We start from the raw sequence: 19,787 nt of genomic DNA, 5'->3' as shown, positions 1-19,787 counted from the left end.
CGCCCGCCGGGTCCCCGGACGCCACCACCTGGTCCTGCACCTGCGCCAGCACCGCCTGCACGTCGGTGACGATATGAGCGCCAGGTGCCGACGCTGACCCGCCATGTCCACATCGGCGAAGTAGCCGGCCACCTCCGGGTCGGCGAGCACCCGCTCGTAGAACAGTTCCACAGCCGCCTTGACCGAACTGGCGCCACCAATACGCTCGTAATGCGAGGCAGGGGCGGTCTCGTCGGTAACCGTCACGGTCGATCCGTCCGCCCGACGACACCGCGAACCGAAAACCCTCAGCCGGCCCTACGCCGCGCCCGCCGCGCCGCCAACTCGTCGCCCACCTGGCCCCCTACGGGCGCCGCCTCCGGCTCCTGCGCCACGGCCACCGCCGCGGGCTCCGCCGGAAGATGCGACAACGAACCCTGAATCTCCTTGAAGGCACCACCGATCGCGATGCCGAACACCCCCTGGCCGCCCTGCAACAGGTCGACCACCTCCTCCGGAGAACGACACTCGTACACCGTCGTCCCATCAGAGATCAACGTGATGCCCGCCAGATCCTCCACCCCACGCGACCGCAACGCATCGATCGCCTTACGAATGTTCTGCAACGACACCCCGGCGTCCAACAGCCGCTTCACGACCTTCAACACCACCAGGTCGCGGAACGAGTACAACCGCTGCGTACCCGAACCCGACGCGTCCCGCACACTCGGCACCACCAACGTCGTACGCGCCCAGTAATCCAACTGGCGATAGCTGATCCCCACCGCCTGGCACGCCGTCACACCCCGGTACCCCACCGCACCGTCACCGTCAGTTGCCGAACCAGGCGTCCCACCCAGCTCGTCCAGTCCCGTTCCCGGATCGGAATCTCGCGGCTCGTGCATCCGGACAACCTCCCCGTCAGTGCGGTACGACGTCGTTTCCGGGACGCGCACCCCTCGACACAGCAACCCTATAGCGACCGCCAGGGGTTACCACGGAGAACCGACGCGACACGCCGCGCATCGACAACGATGACCACCATCATCACCGACGGTCACGCCGCCGGCCGGGGACCAGACTCAGCCCGCGAAGTCCTCCGGACGCACCTGCTCCAGGAACTCCCGGAACTTCTCCACCTCGTCCTCCTGCTCGTCGGGAATCACGATCCCCGCCTCACTGAGGACCTCCTCCGCACAACGAATCGGCGCACCGACCCGCAACGCCAGAGCGATCGAATCACTCGGCCGAGCCGACACCCGCACCCCGTCACCAATCAACAGATCAGCGAAGAACACGTTCTCCTTCAACTCGGTGATCTCCACCGCCTGCAACGGCGCCTTTAACGCCGCCAACACATCCCGCAGAAGATCATGGGTCAACGGACGCGCCGGCTTGACACCCTGCTGCTCGTAAGCGATCGCCGTCGCCTCGACCGCGCCGATCCAGATCGGCAGATAGCGGTCCCCCTCGACCTCCCTGAGCAGGACGATCGGCTGGTTACTGGGCAACTCCACCCGAACCCCGACCACGCTCAGCTCGCGCACCGCCGCCTCCGTGTCGTTGTCACCTACGCCCGCACCGCGCCCTTCCCTGCACCGTACACGGACCGCGAGAAGGCGATCCCACGCGTTGCCCGCACCACGTCCATGCCAGAAGTGGGGTACCCCCGCAAGCCTACGCCACGCCCCGACACCGCCACCGGTACCGCACACGCCGACCAACGACCCAACGTCGACCTCAACGACCCAACGTCGACCGCAACCCCACCCGCACCAGCGCCGCATGCAGCTGCTGCGACAGGGCCACCAACTCCCGTGCCGTCTCCGCCGCCCGCGCCCGCGCCGCCGGATCACTCTGCCGGGCCAACGGCGCCACCAACTGCGCGAACAAGCCGACCTCCCGATCAGCCGACGTCCGGTAACCACGCAGATGCCGAGGCTGAATCCCATACGCCGCCAGACCCGCCACCGCCTCCGCAATGATCAACGCGTCGGCGTCGTACCAACCCGGCGGATCCGACACCACCAGCCCAAGCCGCTCCAACTCGCCCAACACCGACTCGTCGAGCCCACTGCGCGCCACCAACTCCGTCCGGTCCAGCCGCACCGGCGCCGACTCCACCGGCGCGACCGCACGACAAGGCACCTCACCATCGGCACCCACCGCGACCAGCGACGGGCGCGACCGCTCCGCCGCACCATCGGCATCCCACTGCGCCAACTGCTCCCGGATCACCCGCAACGGCAGATACTGATCCCGCTGCGCGGTCAACACGAACCGCAGCCGCGCCACATCATCCCAGCCGTACTTCCGGTAACCCGCCGCCGTCCGCTGCGGCTCCACCAAGCCCTCAGCCTCAAGAAACCGCAGCTTCGAAATCGTCACGTCCGGAAAATCCGCCCGCAACTGGGCCAACACCTCGCCGATGCTCATCAACGGCTCGGCGCGCCCCGCCCCGGACGACCTGGAGGCCGCAGGCTCGTTCACCCCCGGCCGGCCTCCCCCTCCGGGCGCGGACCGGCGATGAACACCACCCGGAACTTGCCGATCTGCACCTCGTCACCGTTGGTCAAGGTCGCCGCCTCGACCCGCTCCCGGTTCACATACGTGCCGTTCAAGCTGCCCACGTCCCGCACCGTGAACGTCCCACCGTCACGATGGAACTCCGCATGCCGACGCGACACCGTCACATCATCGAGGAAAATGTCACTGTCCGGATGCCGCCCGCTGGTCGTCACATCATGGTCCAACAGGAACCGTGCGCCCGCGTTCGGACCACGCCGGACCACCAGCAGCGCCATCCCCGGCGGCAGCGAACCAGACATCCGGCTCGGCACCACATCGGTGTCCGGCCCCTCCAACGCTTCCTCGAGCGAACCGAGATTGAGCGTCGACGTGACGTCGAGCGGGGGGAACTCGTCGCCTGGGCGAGTCATGGGACCACCTCACGGATCTGTTTCGGTCGGCGTCGGAACGGCGGATCTGGCCGCCGGGCTGCTATCCACCCGGCGGCTGGCTCTCCACGCCCCGAAAGGCTGTCCGCGACGCTCAACTAATGGTTTCTCGGTCGACTGGGCGAGCCTAGCCAGCGCCGAAAATCAGGGCAACCGGACGCGCGGCACAGAAACCGACCCGCCGGTAGAGGAAACGCTCAGCTCTCGGTCAACTCGCGATACGCGTCCGCGCTCAACAGCCCGTCCACCACCGCCGGGTCCGCCACGGTGATCTCCACCAACCAACCCCCACGGTACGGATCCGAGTTGATCAATTCCGGCGTGTCGACCAGCGCCTCGTTGCGCGTCGACACCGTACCGGCCAGCGGAGCGTAGATCTCCGACACACTCTTGGTCGACTCGATCTCACCCAACGACTCACCGGCCGCCACCACCACACCGGCCTCCGGCAACTGCACAAACACGATGTCGCCAAGAGCGTCCTGCGCGAAATGGGTGATGCCGACCCGAACGGCCCCGCCACCAGCGGAAGCCACCCACTCGTGCTCGGCGGTGTAACGCAGATCCTCAGGAATCACCAGCAGCGTCCTCATCCATCGCGACACCGGACCGACCGGTGCCGGCCCCGGCCGGCCTCTCAAGCAACCGGACGGGCGTGTTCCAGCGGGCGGGGCACGTGCAGCGCCGAAACCTCAGCAACCTCACGGTCCTCAACGATCACGTTACCGCCGTCGCCCGCCACCTGCGCGACCACCCCACCAGGAATGTTGAGCGCCGTACGCATCGTCGACGCATCCCCGATCACCGTGATCACGAACGGCCCCGTCAGCCGCCGCCCGTCCACGATCAACGACCCGTTCTCCCCGTTGAGGAAATACGTCGACGCCACGATCCGCACCGTCGCACGATCACCACCGGAAATCTGCATCGCCTCCGCGCCAGCACCCCGCAACTCCTGCACCGCGTCGAGCACCCGTACCGCCGAGGTCGGCTTGGCCGCACCCGCCTGGAAGCGCACCGCCAGACCCGGCCCCCGCGCCGGCAACGAACCCGCCAGGATCCCCAACTCGTCCGCCCGCCGGGTCGCCTCCTCCAACGCCGCCTGCCGACCCTGCTCACCCGAGCGCAACTGCCGCTGGCTCTCCTCCAACGCCGCGATGTCCTGCCGCAGCCGGAACTCCCGCGCCTCCAGGTCGTACAGGATCCGCACCAGATCCTCCTGCCGCGCCGCCGCCAACGACGAATCCGTCGACGTCGTCTTCAACTGCACCGCCAGGGTGAAACCCAACAGAACCAGCAACACCGCGATCATCACCGCCGCCGAACTGAACCGCCGCAACAACGCCCCCGCCGCACCGAGCCCCGCCGCCACACCACCCGCCGGCGGCACCGCATCGTCACGATCCGTCAACGGCGGGTCGCTGTCATCGTCAACCGGCCGCTCCCGGGGCGACAACGGACCCAACTCATCCGGATCCGGCGCATCCGGACGCGGATCCGGCTCCCCCGCGGGGCCCTCCGGGCGGGCCGGCCCCGCCGGCTGCGGCCACCCTGTGCCCGTCTCCGTGTGCTCGTCACTCACGCCACAAACCTACGCCCGGAACAGGTGCCGGCGGATCGCCGCCACGTTGCCGAAGATACGAACTCCCAGCACGACCACCACACCAGTGGACAACTGCCCGCCCACCCCCAACTGGTCACCCAGGTACACGATCAGCGCCGCGACCAGCACGTTCGAGATGAACGACACCACGAACTGCTTGTCGTCGAAGATCCGGTCCAGCTTCGCCCGAACCCCACCGAAGACCGCGTCCAACGCGGCCACCACCGCGATCGGCAGGTACGGCTGCAAGGCCGCCGGCACCGTCGGGTCGAGCCACAGCCCGAGCGCCACACCAACCAGCAGAGCCAGCACCGCGATCATCAACCACCTCCGGAGGGGCTGGAAGACGTACCCGGACCGAACGGCCCGTCACCACCCGACGACGACACACTCGGACTCGCCGCAGGCTCCGCGTAGCGTAGCCGCGACTCCGGAGCCGCCGGCAAAGTGAGGTCGTCGGCGTCCCGCACAGCGAACGACAGCCCGGCCACCTGAGCCACCTTGCGCAACGTCAACGCACTGCTGCTGGACTCGAACAGCTTGCGCATCGAGCCCGGACCGATCGCCGACACCTCATACGGCCCGGTCACCGGCCGGAAGTCCACCAGGATCGCCTCGCCGGCGTTGCGGATCGTCGAGGTCGCCGTCAGCCGCTGCCCGTTGATCGCGATCGCCTCCGCTCCAACACCCCACAGGTCGTTGGCCACCGCCTGCAGATCGTTGTAGAGGACCTGCGGCGGACCGACGTTGGCACCGACAACGACATCGTGGCCCTTCGGGGCGTCCGCCAGGCGAACCACCACGCCGTCTCCCCGGACCCGTCCCAGACCAGTGCTCGCCTCCAGGTCCCGCAGCCGCGCGGCCTGGGAACCACCCAGCGCCGCCTCCCGCTGCCGGCTGACCTCCGCCCGCAGCTCGTCAGCCCGCGCCGACAACGCGTCCGTCTCGTCCTGCCGCTGCTTGATCTGGGCCACCAGGCCGGAACGCGCCTGCGCGCGCCCCGGTTCCTCGGCCATGGTCTGCCGGTACGCCACCGCGCACAGGAAGCCGAGCAACACGATCACGGCGACGCCGATCGGACCGACCGACCAGCCCGGCCGCGCCGGACGCCCCGTCTTCGCCCGGTGGGCTGCGGCGTCGGCATAACCCGGATCCAACGGGTTATGGAACAACTCGGTGAGGAAATCGGGGGTGAACGCCCGTGCGCTGCGCCGGCCCTCGCCCGACTCGCTACTCATGCCGGCCTCCTTCGCGACCGCGTACCGCCCGCACCAGCCGACGTGCCTGGATCACGTAGAGCGCCCCGGCGGCCCAGTAGAGCACCAGACCCCACCACGCCAGCGCCCAACCCACGGCCTCGGCGCCAGCCGAGACGGTGGGTACGGCAGCGGCGAGCAGCAGGATCGGAAACGCGGCCAGTAGCAGGAACGTGGCGGTTTTGCCAACGTAGTGCACCGGCGGCGGCCCGTAGCCGTGCCGGCGCAGCACGGCGAGTGAGCCAAGCAGCAGCAGCTCCCGCGCCAGTAGCGCGACGGTGAACTGCCAGGGCACCACGTCGCGGGCGGTGAACGCGACCAGGGTGGCCAGGATGTAGAGCCGGTCGGCGAGCGGGTCGAGCAGCTCGCCGAGGCGGCTGACCTGTCGCATCCGTCGGGCGATCCAGCCGTCAATCCAGTCGCTGGTGCCACCGACGGCCAGGACCACGACAGCGGCCACGTCGGCGCGTGCCACCAGGAACAGGTAGAGGAAGACCGGGACGCCCAGCAGGCGGAAGAAGCTGATCAGGTTGGGCCAGGTGAGCACCCGGTCGGCGGGCTGCTGAGCAATGCCGTCACGGGCCTGCGGTTGCTCCGCCCGACGCGACACCGAACCTCCTCCGCGACACGCTCGGCCACCGCGGCCCTGGTCCGCCAAGCAGCGTCGTGCGCGCTGTCCAGCCGGCTGACGCCGGCAACCCCCGGATCCCGATCTGGGACCTCCCCGGCCCGTCGTCCACCGTCGATGATCACGAGGGCCGCCGGATGCGCTGCCACTATACGGGCCGACTGCGTACCTGCGGTGTCCGGCGATGGGTGTGCCAAAGTGTCGAGGTCGACGGACGTGACGGGCCTTACGACTCGTAGCCCGTCCTAGGATGACTGGGGCAGGAGGGCTCAGGCGCTGCGCGCCGAGGCGTCCGTTCCAGCGCTCGCCGACGCCTGCGCGAACGCCTGCAACGCCCGTAACAGGTCCTGCTGCACTCGTGCGGGCATCCGGTCAAGCACGGCCTGCACCGCCTCGTGCCGCCGCGACCGCACCTCCCCCAGCAGCGACTCCGCCGCGGCGGTCGGCGTCAGGCGCACCTCGCGCCGATCGCTGGGCTCAGCCATCCGGCGCACCAGACCGATCGCCTCCAACCGGTCACAGAGCCGGCTGGCCGAGGAGGGCACCACGTCCAACAGCTCCGCCAGTCCATTGACGTTGATCTCGGGGCGGTCCTTGAGCAGCGACAGGACCCGGAGCTGCGTCGGCGAGACCGAGAGCCGGTGCCGGGAGACAGCGGTGTGCTCGACATCCCCTGCGCTCGTCCCGCTGATCTCTACCCGAGCGCTCCGCCGCTCGTCACCCATCGGACTGTCCGGGCGAGACCCCGCCAGTCCAGACAGACCACGACCGCGTCGTCACGCAGATCGGCGTCGGCGTGGAAGGCCTGCAACTCGCGCACCACCGTACCAACCGCGTCGGTCGGCGACCGCAACCGCGTGGCCCGCATCGACCGGACCATCGCCCGCTCCCCGTCGGTCCGCCGGCCGGTCACGCCCTCCAGTTCGAGCAGCAGGGTCGCCACGTTGGTGCGACGCCCTTCCGCCGTGGGCTCCCAACGGCCGAGCAACCCGGCGAACGCGGCCGCCGCCAACGAACCGACATCGCCCCGCTCGCCGGTATCGCCCCGCTGACCACCACCGGCGGCGATACTGACCCAAACCGGTCTCGACATCGGCCCACAGCGGAGGTGGCGGTGAACTCGGCCAGCGGCGCGGCGGTGGTTGTCGGTGTGGACGGCTCCGGGCCGGCGCTCGCCGCCGTCCGGCTCGCCGCAGCGGAAGCGGCCCGGCGACACCGGCCGCTGCGGGTGATCCACGCGTTCATCTGGCCCCTGCTGCACTCCCCGATCCGGCCGGCCACCGACGGCGGGCTGCGCGGGCAGGCCGAACAACTGGTCGCCGACGCGGTGGACGAGGCGGAGACGATCGCACCCGGGCTGCGGGTCACCGGCGAAATCATCGACGGCGAACCCGCAGCGCTGCTGCTCGACCAGGCGCCCGGCGCGGAACTCATCGTGATCGGTGACCGAGGTCTGGGCGGATTCACCGCGCTGGTGGTCGGCTCGGTCGCGGTGAAACTGGCCGCGTACGCCGACTGCCCGGTGCTGGTCGCTCGCGGCGCGCAGCAGCCCGACGGCCCGGTCGTGGTCGGTGTGGACGGCTCCGAGCTGTCCCGACACGCCGTCGACTTCGCCGTACGGACCGCGGCGCACCGCGGCGCCGAGGTGATCGCGCTGCACGCCTACCGGCATCCGGTCTCCACCGGACCGGGCGACATGCAGCCGCTGGTGTACGACGAGTCGCAGCTGCGGGCCGAGGAGGACCGGACGGTCGCCGAGTCCATCGCCGGGTTGACCGAGCGGTACCCGCAGACGCCGATCACCCGGCGCTCCGTGCGCGGCCGGGCCGCGAAGGTGCTCACCGACGCCTCCGCGCAGGCGCAGCTGCTGGTACTGGGGGGTCAGGGGCGCGGCGAACTGACCGGGCTGCTGCTGGGGTCGGTGAGCCAGTCGCTGCTGCACCACAGCCACTGTCCGGTCGCGGTGGTGCGCCCACCTCGCGGCGCTGACGGCGGGGTTGGCGACGGCCCAGGCGGGTAGACGGGCCGCGGACGACACCGGCGACGACCAGGGGAGACAGTGATGTCAGGACCTCGACCGGGCAGCAACGCCTACGACAAGCAGCGCGCCCGACTCCGCAACGCGATCGACGGCTCCGGCCGGCGGGTGCCGGACCAGAAGGCCGACGAGGCCGCCAACCGGATCCTGCAGGGCGATCGGGGCCAGCGCGGCATCGTGCGGGGCGAACGCACCTACGGCCCCAAGGGCAACCGTGAACCGGGAGACCCGAAGAAGTGAAAGCCGCCGACCTGACCGACGGCCTCATCGCCGGGGCGGTCGGCACCACGGCCCTCAACATCGTGACCTACCTGGACATCACCGCCCGGGCTCGCCCGGCCAGCCAGACACCGGACGAGATTGCCGACAAGCTGGCCAGTGCCGCCCATGTCAACCTGGGGTCGAGCGAACAGGCGGCAAGTCGTCGCTCCGGCCTCGGCGCATTGATGGGCTACGGGCTCGGCATGGCCGCGACGGTCGGCTTCGCGATGCTGACCCGCGGTCGACGGCAGCCGCTGCTGCGGGCCGCCGCGCTGCTCGGCGGCGGCGTGATGACCCTGACCGACGGCTCGCTGACGCTGCTCGGCGTCACCGACCCGCGGACCTGGCGGCGGACCGACTGGGTCGCCGACCTGGTCCCACACATCGTGTACGGCCTGGCGGCCGCAACCACCTGGAACCGGCTGCGACCGTCAGGGCGACCAGACACCACCAGGGACTAGCGGCGCTCGCTGTCGTCCTCGGCCACCGGCGGGGCGGCCGGGCCGAACGGCGACACCTGCCCGCGGGGAACCGGGCGGCCGGAGTCTCCGGACGAGGTGCCGCGGTTGCGGGGATGGCCCGTGGGTCCGGGACCCTTGCTGTCCTGGCTCGTGGCACCCTGCGCGTTACGCCGAAGCTCCTGCTGCTGCGGGTTCGTCACGGTCGTCTCCCATCGCCGGTTACGGCCAACGCGGCAGCCGCCGCGTCCACCGGCTGCTTACCCACCGCCGAGGGCCCCATTCCGGTGCGGCGGTCATAGCTGGTCCCGGTGCGGGTACACCCACCCGATGGGCGACCAACAGACGGTGGTACGAAATCTGCTGACCCGCCGCACGTACGCCGAGGAGGCTGGCATCACGCTCGCCGACCGGCCCGCGCCGCTGTACCAGCTGCTGGTCCTCGTCACCCTGCTCAGCACCCGGATCCGGGCACAGCTGGGAGTGACGGCGGCACGGGAACTCTTCGCAACCGGCTACGGCACCCCGCAGGCGATGGAGGCGGCGAGCTGGCAGCAGCGGGTCGACGCGCTGGGACGCGCACACTACCGACGCTACGACGAGCGGACCGCGACAATGCTCGGCACCGGTGCCCGGATTTGCCTGGAGCGCTGGCGCGGCGACCTGCGACGGCTGCACCGGGAAGCGGGCGGGCAGCAGCCGGCGCTGCGTCGCCTGCTGACGGAGTTCCCCGGCATCGGTCCCACCGGCGCCGACATCTTCCTGCGCGAGGTACAGGCGGTCTGGCCGGACCTGCGCCCGTACGTCGACCGTCGGGCCGTCGCCGGCGCGAAGCGGCTGGGCCTGAACACCGCCACCGACCGGTTGGCCGGGCTGGTCGACGAGGCCGACTTCGGGCGGCTCGCCACGGCGCTGGTCCGGGTGGCGCTCGGCGAGGAGCCGGCGGGGCAGAACAGCCGTGCCGGGTCGGCCCGCTGAACGTCGTCACTTCGCCGCGTTACCACCGGGCCTGGTCAGGTGCCAGACCAGCAGGGCGGCGAGCAGCGCCAAGACCACCAGCCCGCCGGAGATTCCGCTGCCCTCCTCCGACGAACGACCGGTGGTCCCGAAATAGATCACGGCAAGGCCGGCCAGCACCGCGACGACCTTCCGGATGCCTTGGTCCTTCACAGCTCGTACCGTAGGGCGCCCGCGCGGCCATCTCGGCCGACCACCACAATGTCCCCCGTCCGGGCGACACCTCAGTCGACCTCCAAATCGTCCAGCGAAATCTTGTGGCTCATCAGCCAGCGGGCCAACGCCGACATGCCGAACAGCCACAGCGGCGCCGACTCGGTGGTGCCGTTGGTGGCGAAGACGGCGAACCGGAGATCCGGTGCCCGGTACGCCTCGATCCGCCACCGGTGCTGCTTGTCCCGCCAGATGGCGGAAGGGTCCATGAGGTCACGGTAGGCGTCCACCACCGCCCCGCACCCGCGATGCGCCCGATCCGTGCCGGGTTCAGTCCGTGACCACCGTCCGGGCGTCGTCGGGCAGCCGGCGGGTCAACCCGCGGCGGTCCAGCAGCTCCAGCAGCGGCACCGCCACCCGGCGAGTGGTGTCCAGGGCCTGCCGCGCGGCGCTGAGCGTGAACGGTTGCGGCAGGCCGGCCAGCACCCGCGCCGCCTGCCGCGGCGCACCGGGCAGCAACAACACGTTGCCGGTCAGCCGCAGCAGCACACCGGCGCGGACCGCCGCACCGATCTCCCGGGTACCCAGCCCGACGGCGGCGAGCCGGTCGACGTCCGGGGCACGGAACGGATGTGCCGCGAAGTCGTCACCGACCAGGGCGAGCGCGCGGGCCACCGGCTCGGGCAACGGATCGGCCCCGGCGGCCACCACCCGACCGACGGACAGCGACAACGGCGGCCGTACCAGCGCCTCCACCAGCGCCCGCACCGGCAGGCCCAGATGCTGACGTAACACCTCGACTGGGATGCCCGGCTCCAGCGGATGCCGGCGGGCGTGATCGGCGACGGCGACGGAGAGCCGCTCGGCCAGCCGCCGCCAGTGCTCCGGATCTGCCAGCCAGTCCCCCACCACCGGGGCGAGAGTCACCGGCACGCCCGCCCGAACCAGGTCCCCGGCCCGCACCAGACCCCGGCGGCGCAACTCGCCGGTCAGGTCGGGGCGGCCGTCCAAGCCGGCCAGCACATCCGCCCGGGCCGCCGCCGCGCCCCGGCGACCCAGCGGCGGCGGCAACACGTCCAGCATCGTGACCCCGCCGACCAGCCGACGGCTGCCCGGGTCACGCAGCAACGCCCGGTCCCCCACCAGCAGCGGCAGCGGCCGACCGAGCCGCAGCCGGGCGGTGTCCACGCCCAGCGGACGCACCCGTGCCGACACGGCGGCGGAACCCACGTGCAGGGTCAGTGTCGCCGGCAGGTCGGCCACCGGATCGCCGGCCAGCCGCACGTCGACCAGGTCCGTCGCCCGGAACCGGCCCGGGCTCAGCAGCGCGTCACCGCGGCGGACCCGATCCCGGGGCACGCCACGCAGGTTGACCGCCACCCGGGCGACCGACCCGGCTTCGCCGCAGGGCGCGCCCAGCCGATGCAGGCCCCGCACCCGGACCGGTTCACCTGCGCCGGCCACCTCCAGTTCGTCGCCGACCCGCAGCCGGCCGGCACCAAGGGTGCCGGTGACCACCGTGCCGCTGCCACGAACCGTGAAGCTGCGATCGACCCAGAGCCGGACCGGCCCGTCGACCGCCGGGGCCGGCAGCCGGGCGGCCAGCCGGTCGAGAGCGCCACGGAGCTCGGGCAGACCCACGCCAGTGACCGCGCTGACCGCGACTGCCTCCGCCGCGCCCAGCGAGGTCGTCGCGAGCCGCGCCCGGGCACCGGCCAGCGCCGGCCCCGGATCGGCCAGGTCCGCGCGGGTCACCACCAGCAGGCCGTACCCGACGCCAAGCGCGTCCAACGCCGCCACGTGCTCGGCGGACTGCGGCATCCAGCCCTCGTCGGCCGCCACCACCACCATGGCGGCGGGCACCGGCCCCACGCCGGCGAGCATGTTCGGCACGAACCGCTGGTGCCCCGGCACATCGACGAACGCGACGGTGCCGCCCGAGGGCAGCGCCGTCCAGGCGAATCCCAGATCGATGGTCATGCCCCGGATCCGTTCCTCCGCCCACCGGTCCGGTTCCATCCCGGTCAGCGCCCGCACCAGCGTGGACTTGCCGTGGTCGACGTGTCCGGCGGTCGCCACCACCAGCATCGTCAGTCGTCTCCCGGCACAGCCAGCACCGCGGCGCGCACACCCTCGTCGGCGCGCTCCGGCACACAGCGCAGGTCCAGCAGCAGCCGGCCGCGAACCACCCTGCCCAGCACCGGAGGCTCACCGGTGCGCAGCGGCACGGCGTACCGCTCGGGCAGGCTCAGCGCCCACGAGTCCAGTTCGACGCCGGGGGCACCGCCACCGCCGACCACCGCCACAGACGGCACCACCTCAACCTTTCGACCGTCGGCGACAAGCGCGTCGCGCAGCCGTTCGGTGCGCTCACGCAGCGCCGCCGCGTCGACGTGCAGGGCCCACCGGGTCGGGGTGGCCCGATCACCGAGGGTGCCGGCCAGGGCGGCCAGGGTCAACTTGTCCACCCGCAACGCCCGGGCCAGTGGATGCCGGCGCAGCCGATCGACCAACTCGGCGGCGCCCAGCAACAACCCGGCCTGCGGACCGCCGAGCAGCTTGTCGCCGCTGGCGGTGACCAGGGCTGCACCGTCGCGCAGGGTGCTCGCCGCGTCCGGCTCGTCGGGCAGCAGCGGGTCGGGGACGAGCAGCCCGGAACCGATGTCGGCGACCACCGGCGCACCGAGCGCGGCGAGCCGCCGCACCGGCACCGCGGAGGTGAACCCGGTGACCCGGAAGTTCGACGGGTGCACCTTGAGGACGAAACCGGTGCGGGGACCGACAGCGGCGGCGTAGTCGGACACGCTCGTCCGATTGGTGGTGCCGACCTCCCGCAGCCGCGCACCGGTGCTGATCAGCAGATCAGGCAGACGGAAACCGTCACCGATCTCCACCAACTCGCCCCGGCTGACCACGATCTCCGCGTCGGCGGCGAGCGCGGTGGCCGCGAGCACCAGGGCGGCGGCACCGTTGTTGACCACGTGCACCGCCTCGGCCGCCGGTACGGCGGCGGCGAGGGCGGCCATCGTGTCCCGGCCTCGACGGGCCCGCCGCCCGGTGCTCAGGTCCAGCTCTACGTCGGTGTGCCCGGCGGCGGTGGTGACCGCCGCTATCGCCGCGTCGGAGAGCACGGCCCGGCCGAGGTTCGTGTGCAGCACCACGCCGGTGGCGTTGAGCACCGCCCGCGGCCCGGCCGACGGCAGGGCGGCCAACGCCACCTCGGGTACCTCGTCGGGAGTGATCTCACCGCGGCGGGCCCGGTCCTGGGCCTGCCGAACAACGGCCTTGACCCGGTCGCGACCCAGGTGGACAGCGGCCGCCACCAGCCGCGGCCGCGCCAACAGCGCGTCGGTACGCGGAACCCGACGCCGCGGGTCGCCGCCATCACCCATCGCGTCCTCTTCTCGCAGCCTGGCGGAGACGGACGGGAATCGAACCCGCCTGGCCCGGGTCCCGGACCACACCGGTGTTGAAGACCGGGAGGGGCACCAGCCGCCTGAACGCCTCCACCGAGCATTGGATCACAGCTCGGCGCCGGCCGTGCGGCCGAGCCGGACCGCGCCTACCCGTCGGCTCCGGCCGACCGCCGCCGGTCGAGACGTTCCCGCTGCGGCAACACGGTGTACTTCGGGTCCCGTGTCGAGGCGACGCCGGCCTGGAAGACACCGAACCGGGTGGCCACCGACGCGGCCAGCAACGCCACACCGGACAGCGCCGAGGCGACCCGGCTACGCCGGCCCAGCACCGCGCCGGCCACCCCCACGACGGTCAGGGCCCGGCCGGCCCGCAACAGGCGGCCGGGCCGACCGGTGCGGTACGGCTCGCCGAGCAGACCCAGACGCGTCTCCACCCGATGCGCGCCGAACAGTTCCAGGCCGGCGCCGAGGACCGCCAACCGGCGGGCCGGCCCGGCCTCGGCCGGCGGCACGGCCAGCAGCCCCACGCCCGCGCCGCTGGCCAGGGCACTGCCCGCGAAGACGAACGGCAGATGGGGGTACGCCTCGTGCCACGACGGGACGGCCGTGTCCGCCAGCAACACCGCCGTGTACGTGCCCAGCGCCGGCGCGCCCGCCGCGGCCGCCAGCCCGGCGAAGCGCCCCACCGGTGGCAACACCCGGCGAGCCAGCCCGAGCGGACCCCACTCGGGCAGCAGCGGCGCCACCTCGGCGACGGCCGCGAACCCGGCGGCCGGGCCGTAGGCACCGAGAATCCAGGTACCCACCGACATCGGCGAGGTCGGCTTCGCCACCCGCAGCATGTGGTGGAACCGCTCCGGCCGGCCCAGGTCCTTCACCAGCAGGACGGCGCTGGCGCCGACGGCGGCCAGCGCGGCCACCCGACCGGTGCGGCGCACCGCGGCCCGACCGGTGAGCTGCCCACCCGCCGCGAGCAGCGACGAGCCAGCCGCGAGTCCACCGGTGAACAGGTAGCCGGCGATCTCCCAGGTCCACACCGGTGGCTTGAGGATCGGCCGCCCGTGGTAGGAGGAGAACTCCGCCCGAGGCACGGCCAGTTCCTCACCACCGCGCCCACGCCGCCCACCCCGGGCCGTGGGCGTCCTCGCCCCGACCGGTGCGGCAGGCGCAGCGCCCGGCCCGGCCCGCTGAAAGAGAACATCTCCTCCGCCGGTGCCCGCCCGCAGGCGGTCACGGAAGCGGCGGAACCGCTCGCCCGCGGCCGGCCGGTCCGGATTCACCGCCGGCCACCGAGGAACGCGCCGACGGCCGCGGCCGTCATGGCCAGGGCCGCCAGCCCCGCACGTCGCCACATCCTCGGCAGATCATGGGTGGGGACCTGCGGATCGGGCGGCAGGCCGTACACCTCGGGCTCGTCGAGCAGCAGGAAGAACGCGCCGTCGCCGCCAACACCGTCATCCGCGTCGTGGCCGTAGAGCCGCGCCTGTGACTCCCCCCGCTCGTGCAGGACGGCGACCCGGCTGGCAGCCCGTTCCCGCAGCTCGTCCAGCAGACCATACTGAATGGACTCGGTCGGGCAGGCCTGCGCGCACGCCGGGGTGAGCCCGGCGCCGATGCGGTCGTAGCAGAGCGTGCACTTCCACACCCGCCCGTCACCGGCCCGCCGGTCGATCACACCGTACGGGCAGGCCGACACGCAGTAGCCGCAGCCATTGCAGATATCCTCCTGCACCACGACGGTGCCGAACTCGGTGCGGAACAACGCACCCGTCGGACAGACGTCCAGGCAGCCGGCCCGGGTGCAGTGCTTGCACACATCGGACATCATCAGCCAGCGGAAGTCGCCGCGTCCCTGCGCGCTGCCGGTACGCCCGGGCGGTCCCGCGGCCGGCATGCCGAGGAACTCCGCCGAGCCCGGGGTGGCGGGATGCTGAGCAGCCGGGCCCGGCTGCTCGACGAACGCGACGTGCCGCCAGGAGTTCGCGGTGAGCGCGCCGGTGTTGTCGTACGACATGCCGAGCAGGTCCAAGCCGGAGGTGGGCACCCCGTTCCACTCCTTGCAGGCCACCTCGCACGCCTTGCAGCCGATACAGACGCTGGTGTCGGTGAAGAAACCCATCCTCGGTGGCGCGTCGACCCAGCCGGCGGCCGACACCGGATCACCACCAGACGCCGGATCACCGACGCCGCTCGGGTCGGTGGACACCAACGTCACCCGGTCCTGCGGATCGACCGTCACCGGTCCCCCTTCCCATCGCCGGCATCGGCATCGGCATCGGCCGGAGCCTGCGGCACGCCGCAGGTGAGCGCCGGCGGCGTGGTACCCGGCACAATGCCGGCCCGGGTGCGGTAATCCTCCACCAGCACGCGCAGGGCACCACCGGTGGGCCGGCGACCCGGCCGGACGTCACAGGTGCCGATCTTGCTTTCCTGGATCAACACGTTCGGATCGAGGGTGATGCCGAACAAATCGTTGGCAGAATCACCGGTGACCAGCCCCTCGAACCCGAAGTGGTACGGCAGCCACAACTGGTGGATCACCCGCCCGTCCACCCTCAGCGGCCTGAGCCGGTCGGTGACCAGCACCCTCGCCTCGACTACCGCCCGGGCACTGACCAGATGCGCCCAGCCCAGCCGGGTCAACCCGGCCAACCCGGCCAACTCCGGCGACACCTCGACGAACATCTCCGGCTGCAGCTCCGCCAACGGCGCCACCGTACGGCTCATCCCGCCGGCGGTGTGGTGCTCGGTGAGCCGGCTGACCGTGAACACGTACGGGAAGACCTGACTGTGCTCCTGCGGCGGACTCGGGTTTGTCGAGTTGACCGGATGCGCGTACATCTTGCGGGTCGGGTTGGCCTGCTGGGCGTAGAGCGGATTGCGTACCGGTGACTCGGCCGGCTCGTAGTGGGTGGGCAGCGGCCCGTCCAGCACACCGCTCGGCGCGAACAGCCAGCCCTTACCGTCGGACTGCATGACGAACGGGTCGTCACCGGCCAACGCGGCCGGGCCCGTCGCACCCTCCGCAGGCCGGTACGACGGCGGTTTCGTCACCTCGAAGTCCGGCACGTCGCGACCGGTCCACCGCCCGGCCCGCTCGTCCCACCACACGTAACGCTTGCGCTCACTCCACGGCCGGCCCTGCGGGTCGGCGGAGGCGCGGTTGTAGAGCATGCGGCGGTTCGCCGGCCACGCCCAGCCCCACTCGGCGGCCACCCAGTCCTGCTCCTGCCCGGGTCGACGCCGGGCCGCCTGGTTGACCCCGTCCGCGTACACGCCGGTGTAGATCCAGCAGCCGACGGCGGTCGTACCGTCGTCACGCGCCTGGGTGAACGCGGACAGCGGGCGGCCGGTGCTCGTGTCGTACCCGTTGATCTCACGCAGCACCGCCTCGGCGTCGGGCTCGGCGTACGGACCGTGTGTGGGATATTCCCAGACCAAATCCAGCAGCGCCCGATCGCGGCGCAACGCCGAGCCGGCCAGCCGCTCCCGCAGCCTCCGCCCAAGGTGGTAGAAGAACCACAGCTCGGAGCGGGCGTCACCGGGCGGGTCGACCGCCTTCTCCCGCCACTGCAACAACCGCTGGGTCTGGGTGAAGGTGCCCTCCTTCTCCACGTGGGAGGCGGCCGGTAGGAAGAACACCTCGGTACGGCACTGCTCGGGGACGATCTCACCCGTGGCCACCTCGGGGCCGCGCTGCCAGAACGTCGCGCTTTCGATCATGAATAGGTCGCGGACCACCAACCAGTCCACGTTGGCCATACCCAACCGTTGCGCGCGGCCGTGAGCCGAACCGACCGCCGGATTCTGGCCGAGCAGGAAGTAGCCCTTGATCCTGCCGTCGATCATGTCGAGAACCTGCTGGTAGGTGCCGTGATCGCCGGTCAGCCGGGGCAGGTAGCCGTAGCAGAAGTCGTTGTCCGGCGTGGCCGCGTCCCCCCAGTACGCCTTCAACAGGCTGGCGGCGTAGGCGCGGGCATTGCCCCAGAAGCCCTTCTGGCCCGGATGCCGAATGCTGTCCACCCAGGCGTCGAAGTCGGGATGCTGGGCGTGATGCGGCATCGGCAGGTAGCCGGGCAGCAGGTTGAACAGCGTCGGGATGTCCGTCGACCCCTGGATGCTGGCGTGCCCGCGCAACGCCAGCACCCCGCCACCCGGCCGACCCACGTTGCCCAACAACAGCTGGATGATCGCCCCGGTGCGGATGTACTGCACCCCGACCGTGTGCTGCGTCCAGCCCACCGAATAGATCAGGCAGCCGGTGCGCTCCCGACCGGAATTCTCCGTCCACGCCCGCGCCAACTCCAGAAACCTCTCCCGAGGCACACCACAGACCCGCTCCACCATCTCCGGCGTGTAGCGGGCGAAGTGCCGCTTCAGGATCTGGTAGACGCAGCGCGGATGCCGCAGAGTCTCGTCCCGGTCCGCCTGGCCGGCCACCGGCGCACCGTGCGACTCGTGACGCAGACCGGCGGCGGTGTCGCGCTCGTCGGCCGTGTGACCGCTGCCGGAGTCCCGCTCGTGGCCGGCGTACTGCCAGCTGTCCTGCACGTAGCTGCCGGTCGCCGCATCGAACCCGGAGAACAGGCCATCGGCGTCCTCGGCGTCGACGAAGTCGTCGCTCACGATCGTGGCCGCGTTGGTGTACGCCAGCACGTACTCCCGGAAGTCCAACTCGTTGGCGAGGATGTGGTTCACCACCCCGCCGAGCAACGCGATGTCCGTCCCCGCGCGAATCGGCAGGTACGCGTCAGCCACCGCGCTGGTGCGGGTGAACCGCGGGTCCACGTGGAAAACCCTGGCCCCCCGCCGCTTCGCCTCCATCACCCAGCTGAAGCCCACCGGATGGGCCTCGGCCATGTTCGAACCCTGGATGACGATCACGTCGGCGTTCGCCACGTCCTGCTGGAAATCCGTCGCGCCACCGCGACCGAAGCTGGCCCCCAGACCGGGGACGGTGGCGGAGTGTCAAATACGGGCCTGGTTCTCGATCTGGAGCGCCCCCATCGCGGTGAACAACTTCTTGATGAGGTAGTTCTCCTCGTTGTCCAGCGTGGCCCCGCCCAGGCTCGAAATGCCCAGGGTGCGGTTGAGCGGTCGCCCCTGCGCGTCGACGTCCTCCCAGGTCTGCGCCCGAGCGGCCAGCACCCGGTCGGCGATCATGTCGAGCGCGGTGTCGAGATCGAGGTCCTCCCACTCGGTCCCGTACGGCCGCCGGTAGCGCACCGTGGTCTGCCGCAGCGGGCTGGTGACCAGGCTCTTACTGGCCGCCCCCTTCGGGCAGAGCCGGCCTCGGGAGATCGGACTGTCCGGGTCGCCCTCGATCTGGGTGACCTGGTTGTCGGTCACGAAAATCCGCTGACCGCAACCGACCGCACAGTACGGGCAGACCGAGCGGGCCACCCGATCGGCGTCCCCGGTACGCGAGGTCAACCCCGCCGTCCGGGCGGACCGCGCCGCCGCACCCCGGCCCAACGGATCGCCGCCGGTAAGCTGCCGGTAGACCGGCCAGCCCAGCAGCACCTCCCGCAGCCGCATGCTCGACACCTCCGGTCTCGACCTTAGGGCAGCCGGCCCCGCTCGGCGACCCACCTCGGCCCAAGTCGCACAAGACGCCGCCTCCGCGCCCGAATCGGGCGCGGAGGCGGCGGACGTCGGTGTGCAGGTCGCCTCTCGGCGAGTGGCGCAACGCGGCTCCAGCCGAACGGTATTCCGCGAAGGCAATTTAGGTGAGGCCCGGGGACACTGGTTCACACCGACATCCGAGTCAACAGGTTACCCGCTTCGCCTATTCCTACCCCCACCGTGACCGCCAGCACACGACCATGCGCAAGGAAGGGCCCCCTTCTCAACATGCACCCGGCCGATGTCGGCCGCGACCGGCCGGGTAGCTGGTGTGGTACGGGGACACGCTGCTGGCCGGCACTCGTGGGTGCCGGCCAGCAGTGTCTGTTGGGTCAGCGGGGTGCTCGGGTCAGCTGTTCCAGTGCTCGGCGACGAGGTCGGCGGCCTGCTGCTCCC

The 19,787-nt window shown here is 71.4% G+C and carries 23 protein-coding genes and 1 tRNA gene; 4 read left to right on the top strand and 20 right to left on the bottom strand.

Annotated elements, in window-relative coordinates:
- Window positions 1–287 precede the first annotated feature (287 nt).
- The 11 genes from ACFHWY_RS07185 to ACFHWY_RS07135 form a co-directional block, all read right to left on the bottom strand.
- Entirely contained in the window at window positions 288–884 is a 597-nt protein-coding gene (locus tag ACFHWY_RS07185) for a MerR family transcriptional regulator (RefSeq protein ID WP_416579320.1), read from the bottom strand.
- A gap of 177 nt (window positions 885–1,061) precedes the next feature.
- Window positions 1,062–1,526 (bottom strand): bifunctional nuclease family protein, encoded by a 465-nt coding sequence (locus tag ACFHWY_RS07180; RefSeq protein WP_416579319.1) that lies wholly within the window; start codon window positions 1,524–1,526, stop codon window positions 1,062–1,064.
- 193 nt (window positions 1,527–1,719) lie between these two features.
- Window positions 1,720–2,415, bottom strand: coding sequence for a MerR family transcriptional regulator (locus ACFHWY_RS07175; RefSeq protein WP_416579540.1), 696 nt, complete (start codon window positions 2,413–2,415; stop codon window positions 1,720–1,722).
- Window positions 2,416–2,465: 50 nt separating this feature from the next.
- On the bottom strand, window positions 2,466–2,918 hold the full coding sequence (locus ACFHWY_RS07170) for an FHA domain-containing protein (protein ID WP_013733916.1): 453 nt from the start codon (window positions 2,916–2,918) through the stop codon (window positions 2,466–2,468).
- A 215-nt stretch (window positions 2,919–3,133) separates the two neighbouring features.
- Window positions 3,134–3,514 carry a glycine cleavage system protein GcvH gene (gene gcvH, locus ACFHWY_RS07165; protein ID WP_416579318.1) on the bottom strand — a complete coding sequence of 127 codons (381 nt, stop codon included), beginning with the start codon at window positions 3,512–3,514 and terminating at the stop codon, window positions 3,134–3,136.
- A gap of 59 nt (window positions 3,515–3,573) precedes the next feature.
- The gene (locus ACFHWY_RS07160) at window positions 3,574–4,518 is read right to left on the bottom strand and encodes a DUF881 domain-containing protein (RefSeq protein WP_416579317.1); all 945 of its coding nucleotides are present in this window, start codon (window positions 4,516–4,518) and stop codon (window positions 3,574–3,576) included.
- Between the two features lie 9 nt (window positions 4,519–4,527).
- Window positions 4,528–4,860, bottom strand: coding sequence for a small basic family protein (locus ACFHWY_RS07155; RefSeq protein ID WP_416579316.1), 333 nt, complete (start codon window positions 4,858–4,860; stop codon window positions 4,528–4,530).
- Window positions 4,860–5,777 carry a DUF881 domain-containing protein gene (locus ACFHWY_RS07150; protein ID WP_416579315.1) on the bottom strand — a complete coding sequence of 306 codons (918 nt, stop codon included), beginning with the start codon at window positions 5,775–5,777 and terminating at the stop codon, window positions 4,860–4,862. Before ACFHWY_RS07150 ends, ACFHWY_RS07155 begins: the two co-directional genes overlap by 1 nt.
- The gene (locus ACFHWY_RS07145; protein ID WP_416579314.1) at window positions 5,770–6,405 is read right to left on the bottom strand and encodes a CDP-alcohol phosphatidyltransferase family protein; all 636 of its coding nucleotides are present in this window, start codon (window positions 6,403–6,405) and stop codon (window positions 5,770–5,772) included. The genes ACFHWY_RS07150 and ACFHWY_RS07145 overlap by 8 nt, the downstream gene beginning before the upstream one ends.
- A gap of 287 nt (window positions 6,406–6,692) precedes the next feature.
- Entirely contained in the window at window positions 6,693–7,148 is a 456-nt protein-coding gene (locus ACFHWY_RS07140; RefSeq protein WP_416579313.1) for a MarR family winged helix-turn-helix transcriptional regulator, read from the bottom strand.
- Window positions 7,118–7,516, bottom strand: coding sequence for a hypothetical protein (locus ACFHWY_RS07135; protein ID WP_416579312.1), 399 nt, complete (start codon window positions 7,514–7,516; stop codon window positions 7,118–7,120). Before ACFHWY_RS07135 ends, ACFHWY_RS07140 begins: the two co-directional genes overlap by 31 nt.
- Before the next feature lie 21 nt (window positions 7,517–7,537).
- Here ACFHWY_RS07135 and ACFHWY_RS07130 point away from each other — a divergent pair, with 21 nt between their 5' ends.
- From ACFHWY_RS07130 to ACFHWY_RS07120, 3 genes are read left to right on the top strand one after another with little or no spacing between them, the layout of a single operon-like run.
- Window positions 7,538–8,443, top strand: a complete 906-nt coding sequence (locus tag ACFHWY_RS07130; RefSeq protein WP_416579311.1) for a universal stress protein — start codon at window positions 7,538–7,540, stop codon at window positions 8,441–8,443.
- A gap of 42 nt (window positions 8,444–8,485) precedes the next feature.
- On the top strand, window positions 8,486–8,701 hold the full coding sequence (locus ACFHWY_RS07125) for a phosphatidylethanolamine-binding protein (protein ID WP_416579310.1): 216 nt from the start codon (window positions 8,486–8,488) through the stop codon (window positions 8,699–8,701).
- Window positions 8,698–9,183, top strand: a complete 486-nt coding sequence (locus ACFHWY_RS07120) for a hypothetical protein (RefSeq protein WP_416579309.1) — start codon at window positions 8,698–8,700, stop codon at window positions 9,181–9,183. The genes ACFHWY_RS07125 and ACFHWY_RS07120 overlap by 4 nt, the downstream gene beginning before the upstream one ends.
- Here the strand turns inward: ACFHWY_RS07120 and ACFHWY_RS07115 are convergent.
- Window positions 9,180–9,383: a hypothetical protein gene (locus tag ACFHWY_RS07115; RefSeq protein WP_416579308.1), complete on the bottom strand. Its 204-nt coding sequence runs from the start codon at window positions 9,381–9,383 to the stop codon at window positions 9,180–9,182. The two genes, ACFHWY_RS07120 and ACFHWY_RS07115, sit on opposite strands and share 4 nt — an antisense overlap.
- Before the next feature lie 127 nt (window positions 9,384–9,510).
- On the opposite strand from ACFHWY_RS07115, the gene ACFHWY_RS07110 reads away from it, so the two are divergent.
- Complete coding sequence (locus ACFHWY_RS07110) at window positions 9,511–10,158, top strand: hypothetical protein (RefSeq protein WP_416579307.1); 648 nt, start codon at window positions 9,511–9,513, stop codon at window positions 10,156–10,158.
- Between the two features lie 6 nt (window positions 10,159–10,164).
- Here ACFHWY_RS07110 and ACFHWY_RS07105 read toward each other — a convergent pair whose 3' ends face one another.
- The 8 genes from ACFHWY_RS07105 to fdh form a co-directional block, all read right to left on the bottom strand.
- A complete protein-coding gene (locus ACFHWY_RS07105; protein ID WP_416579552.1) occupies window positions 10,165–10,350 on the bottom strand; it encodes a hypothetical protein in 186 nt (61 codons plus the stop codon).
- Between the two features lie 71 nt (window positions 10,351–10,421).
- Entirely contained in the window at window positions 10,422–10,619 is a 198-nt protein-coding gene (locus ACFHWY_RS07100) for a hypothetical protein (protein ID WP_416579306.1), read from the bottom strand.
- 61 nt (window positions 10,620–10,680) lie between these two features.
- Window positions 10,681–12,438 (bottom strand): selenocysteine-specific translation elongation factor, encoded by a 1,758-nt coding sequence (gene selB / locus ACFHWY_RS07095; RefSeq protein ID WP_416579305.1) that lies wholly within the window; start codon window positions 12,436–12,438, stop codon window positions 10,681–10,683.
- Between the two features lie 2 nt (window positions 12,439–12,440).
- Complete coding sequence (gene selA, locus ACFHWY_RS07090) at window positions 12,441–13,742, bottom strand: L-seryl-tRNA(Sec) selenium transferase (protein ID WP_416579304.1); 1,302 nt, start codon at window positions 13,740–13,742, stop codon at window positions 12,441–12,443.
- Between the two features lie 20 nt (window positions 13,743–13,762).
- Window positions 13,763–13,858 (bottom strand) — tRNA-Sec (locus ACFHWY_RS07085).
- A gap of 54 nt (window positions 13,859–13,912) precedes the next feature.
- A complete protein-coding gene (nrfD, locus tag ACFHWY_RS07080) occupies window positions 13,913–15,046 on the bottom strand; it encodes an NrfD/PsrC family molybdoenzyme membrane anchor subunit (RefSeq protein ID WP_416579303.1) in 1,134 nt (377 codons plus the stop codon).
- Window positions 15,043–15,885 (bottom strand): 4Fe-4S dicluster domain-containing protein, encoded by an 843-nt coding sequence (locus tag ACFHWY_RS07075; RefSeq protein WP_416579539.1) that lies wholly within the window; start codon window positions 15,883–15,885, stop codon window positions 15,043–15,045. Before ACFHWY_RS07075 ends, nrfD begins: the two co-directional genes overlap by 4 nt.
- Window positions 15,886–16,001: 116 nt before the next feature.
- Window positions 16,002–19,304, bottom strand: coding sequence for a formate dehydrogenase (fdh, locus tag ACFHWY_RS07070; RefSeq protein WP_416579302.1), 3,303 nt, complete (start codon window positions 19,302–19,304; stop codon window positions 16,002–16,004).
- Window positions 19,305–19,787 lie beyond the last annotated feature (483 nt).

The sequence above is a fragment of the Micromonospora sp. LOL_024 genome (assembly GCF_048060415.1).
In the GTDB taxonomy this organism is placed as follows: Bacteria; Actinomycetota; Actinomycetes; order Mycobacteriales; family Micromonosporaceae; genus Micromonospora.
This window is presented reverse-complemented; position numbering and strand designations above follow the sequence as displayed.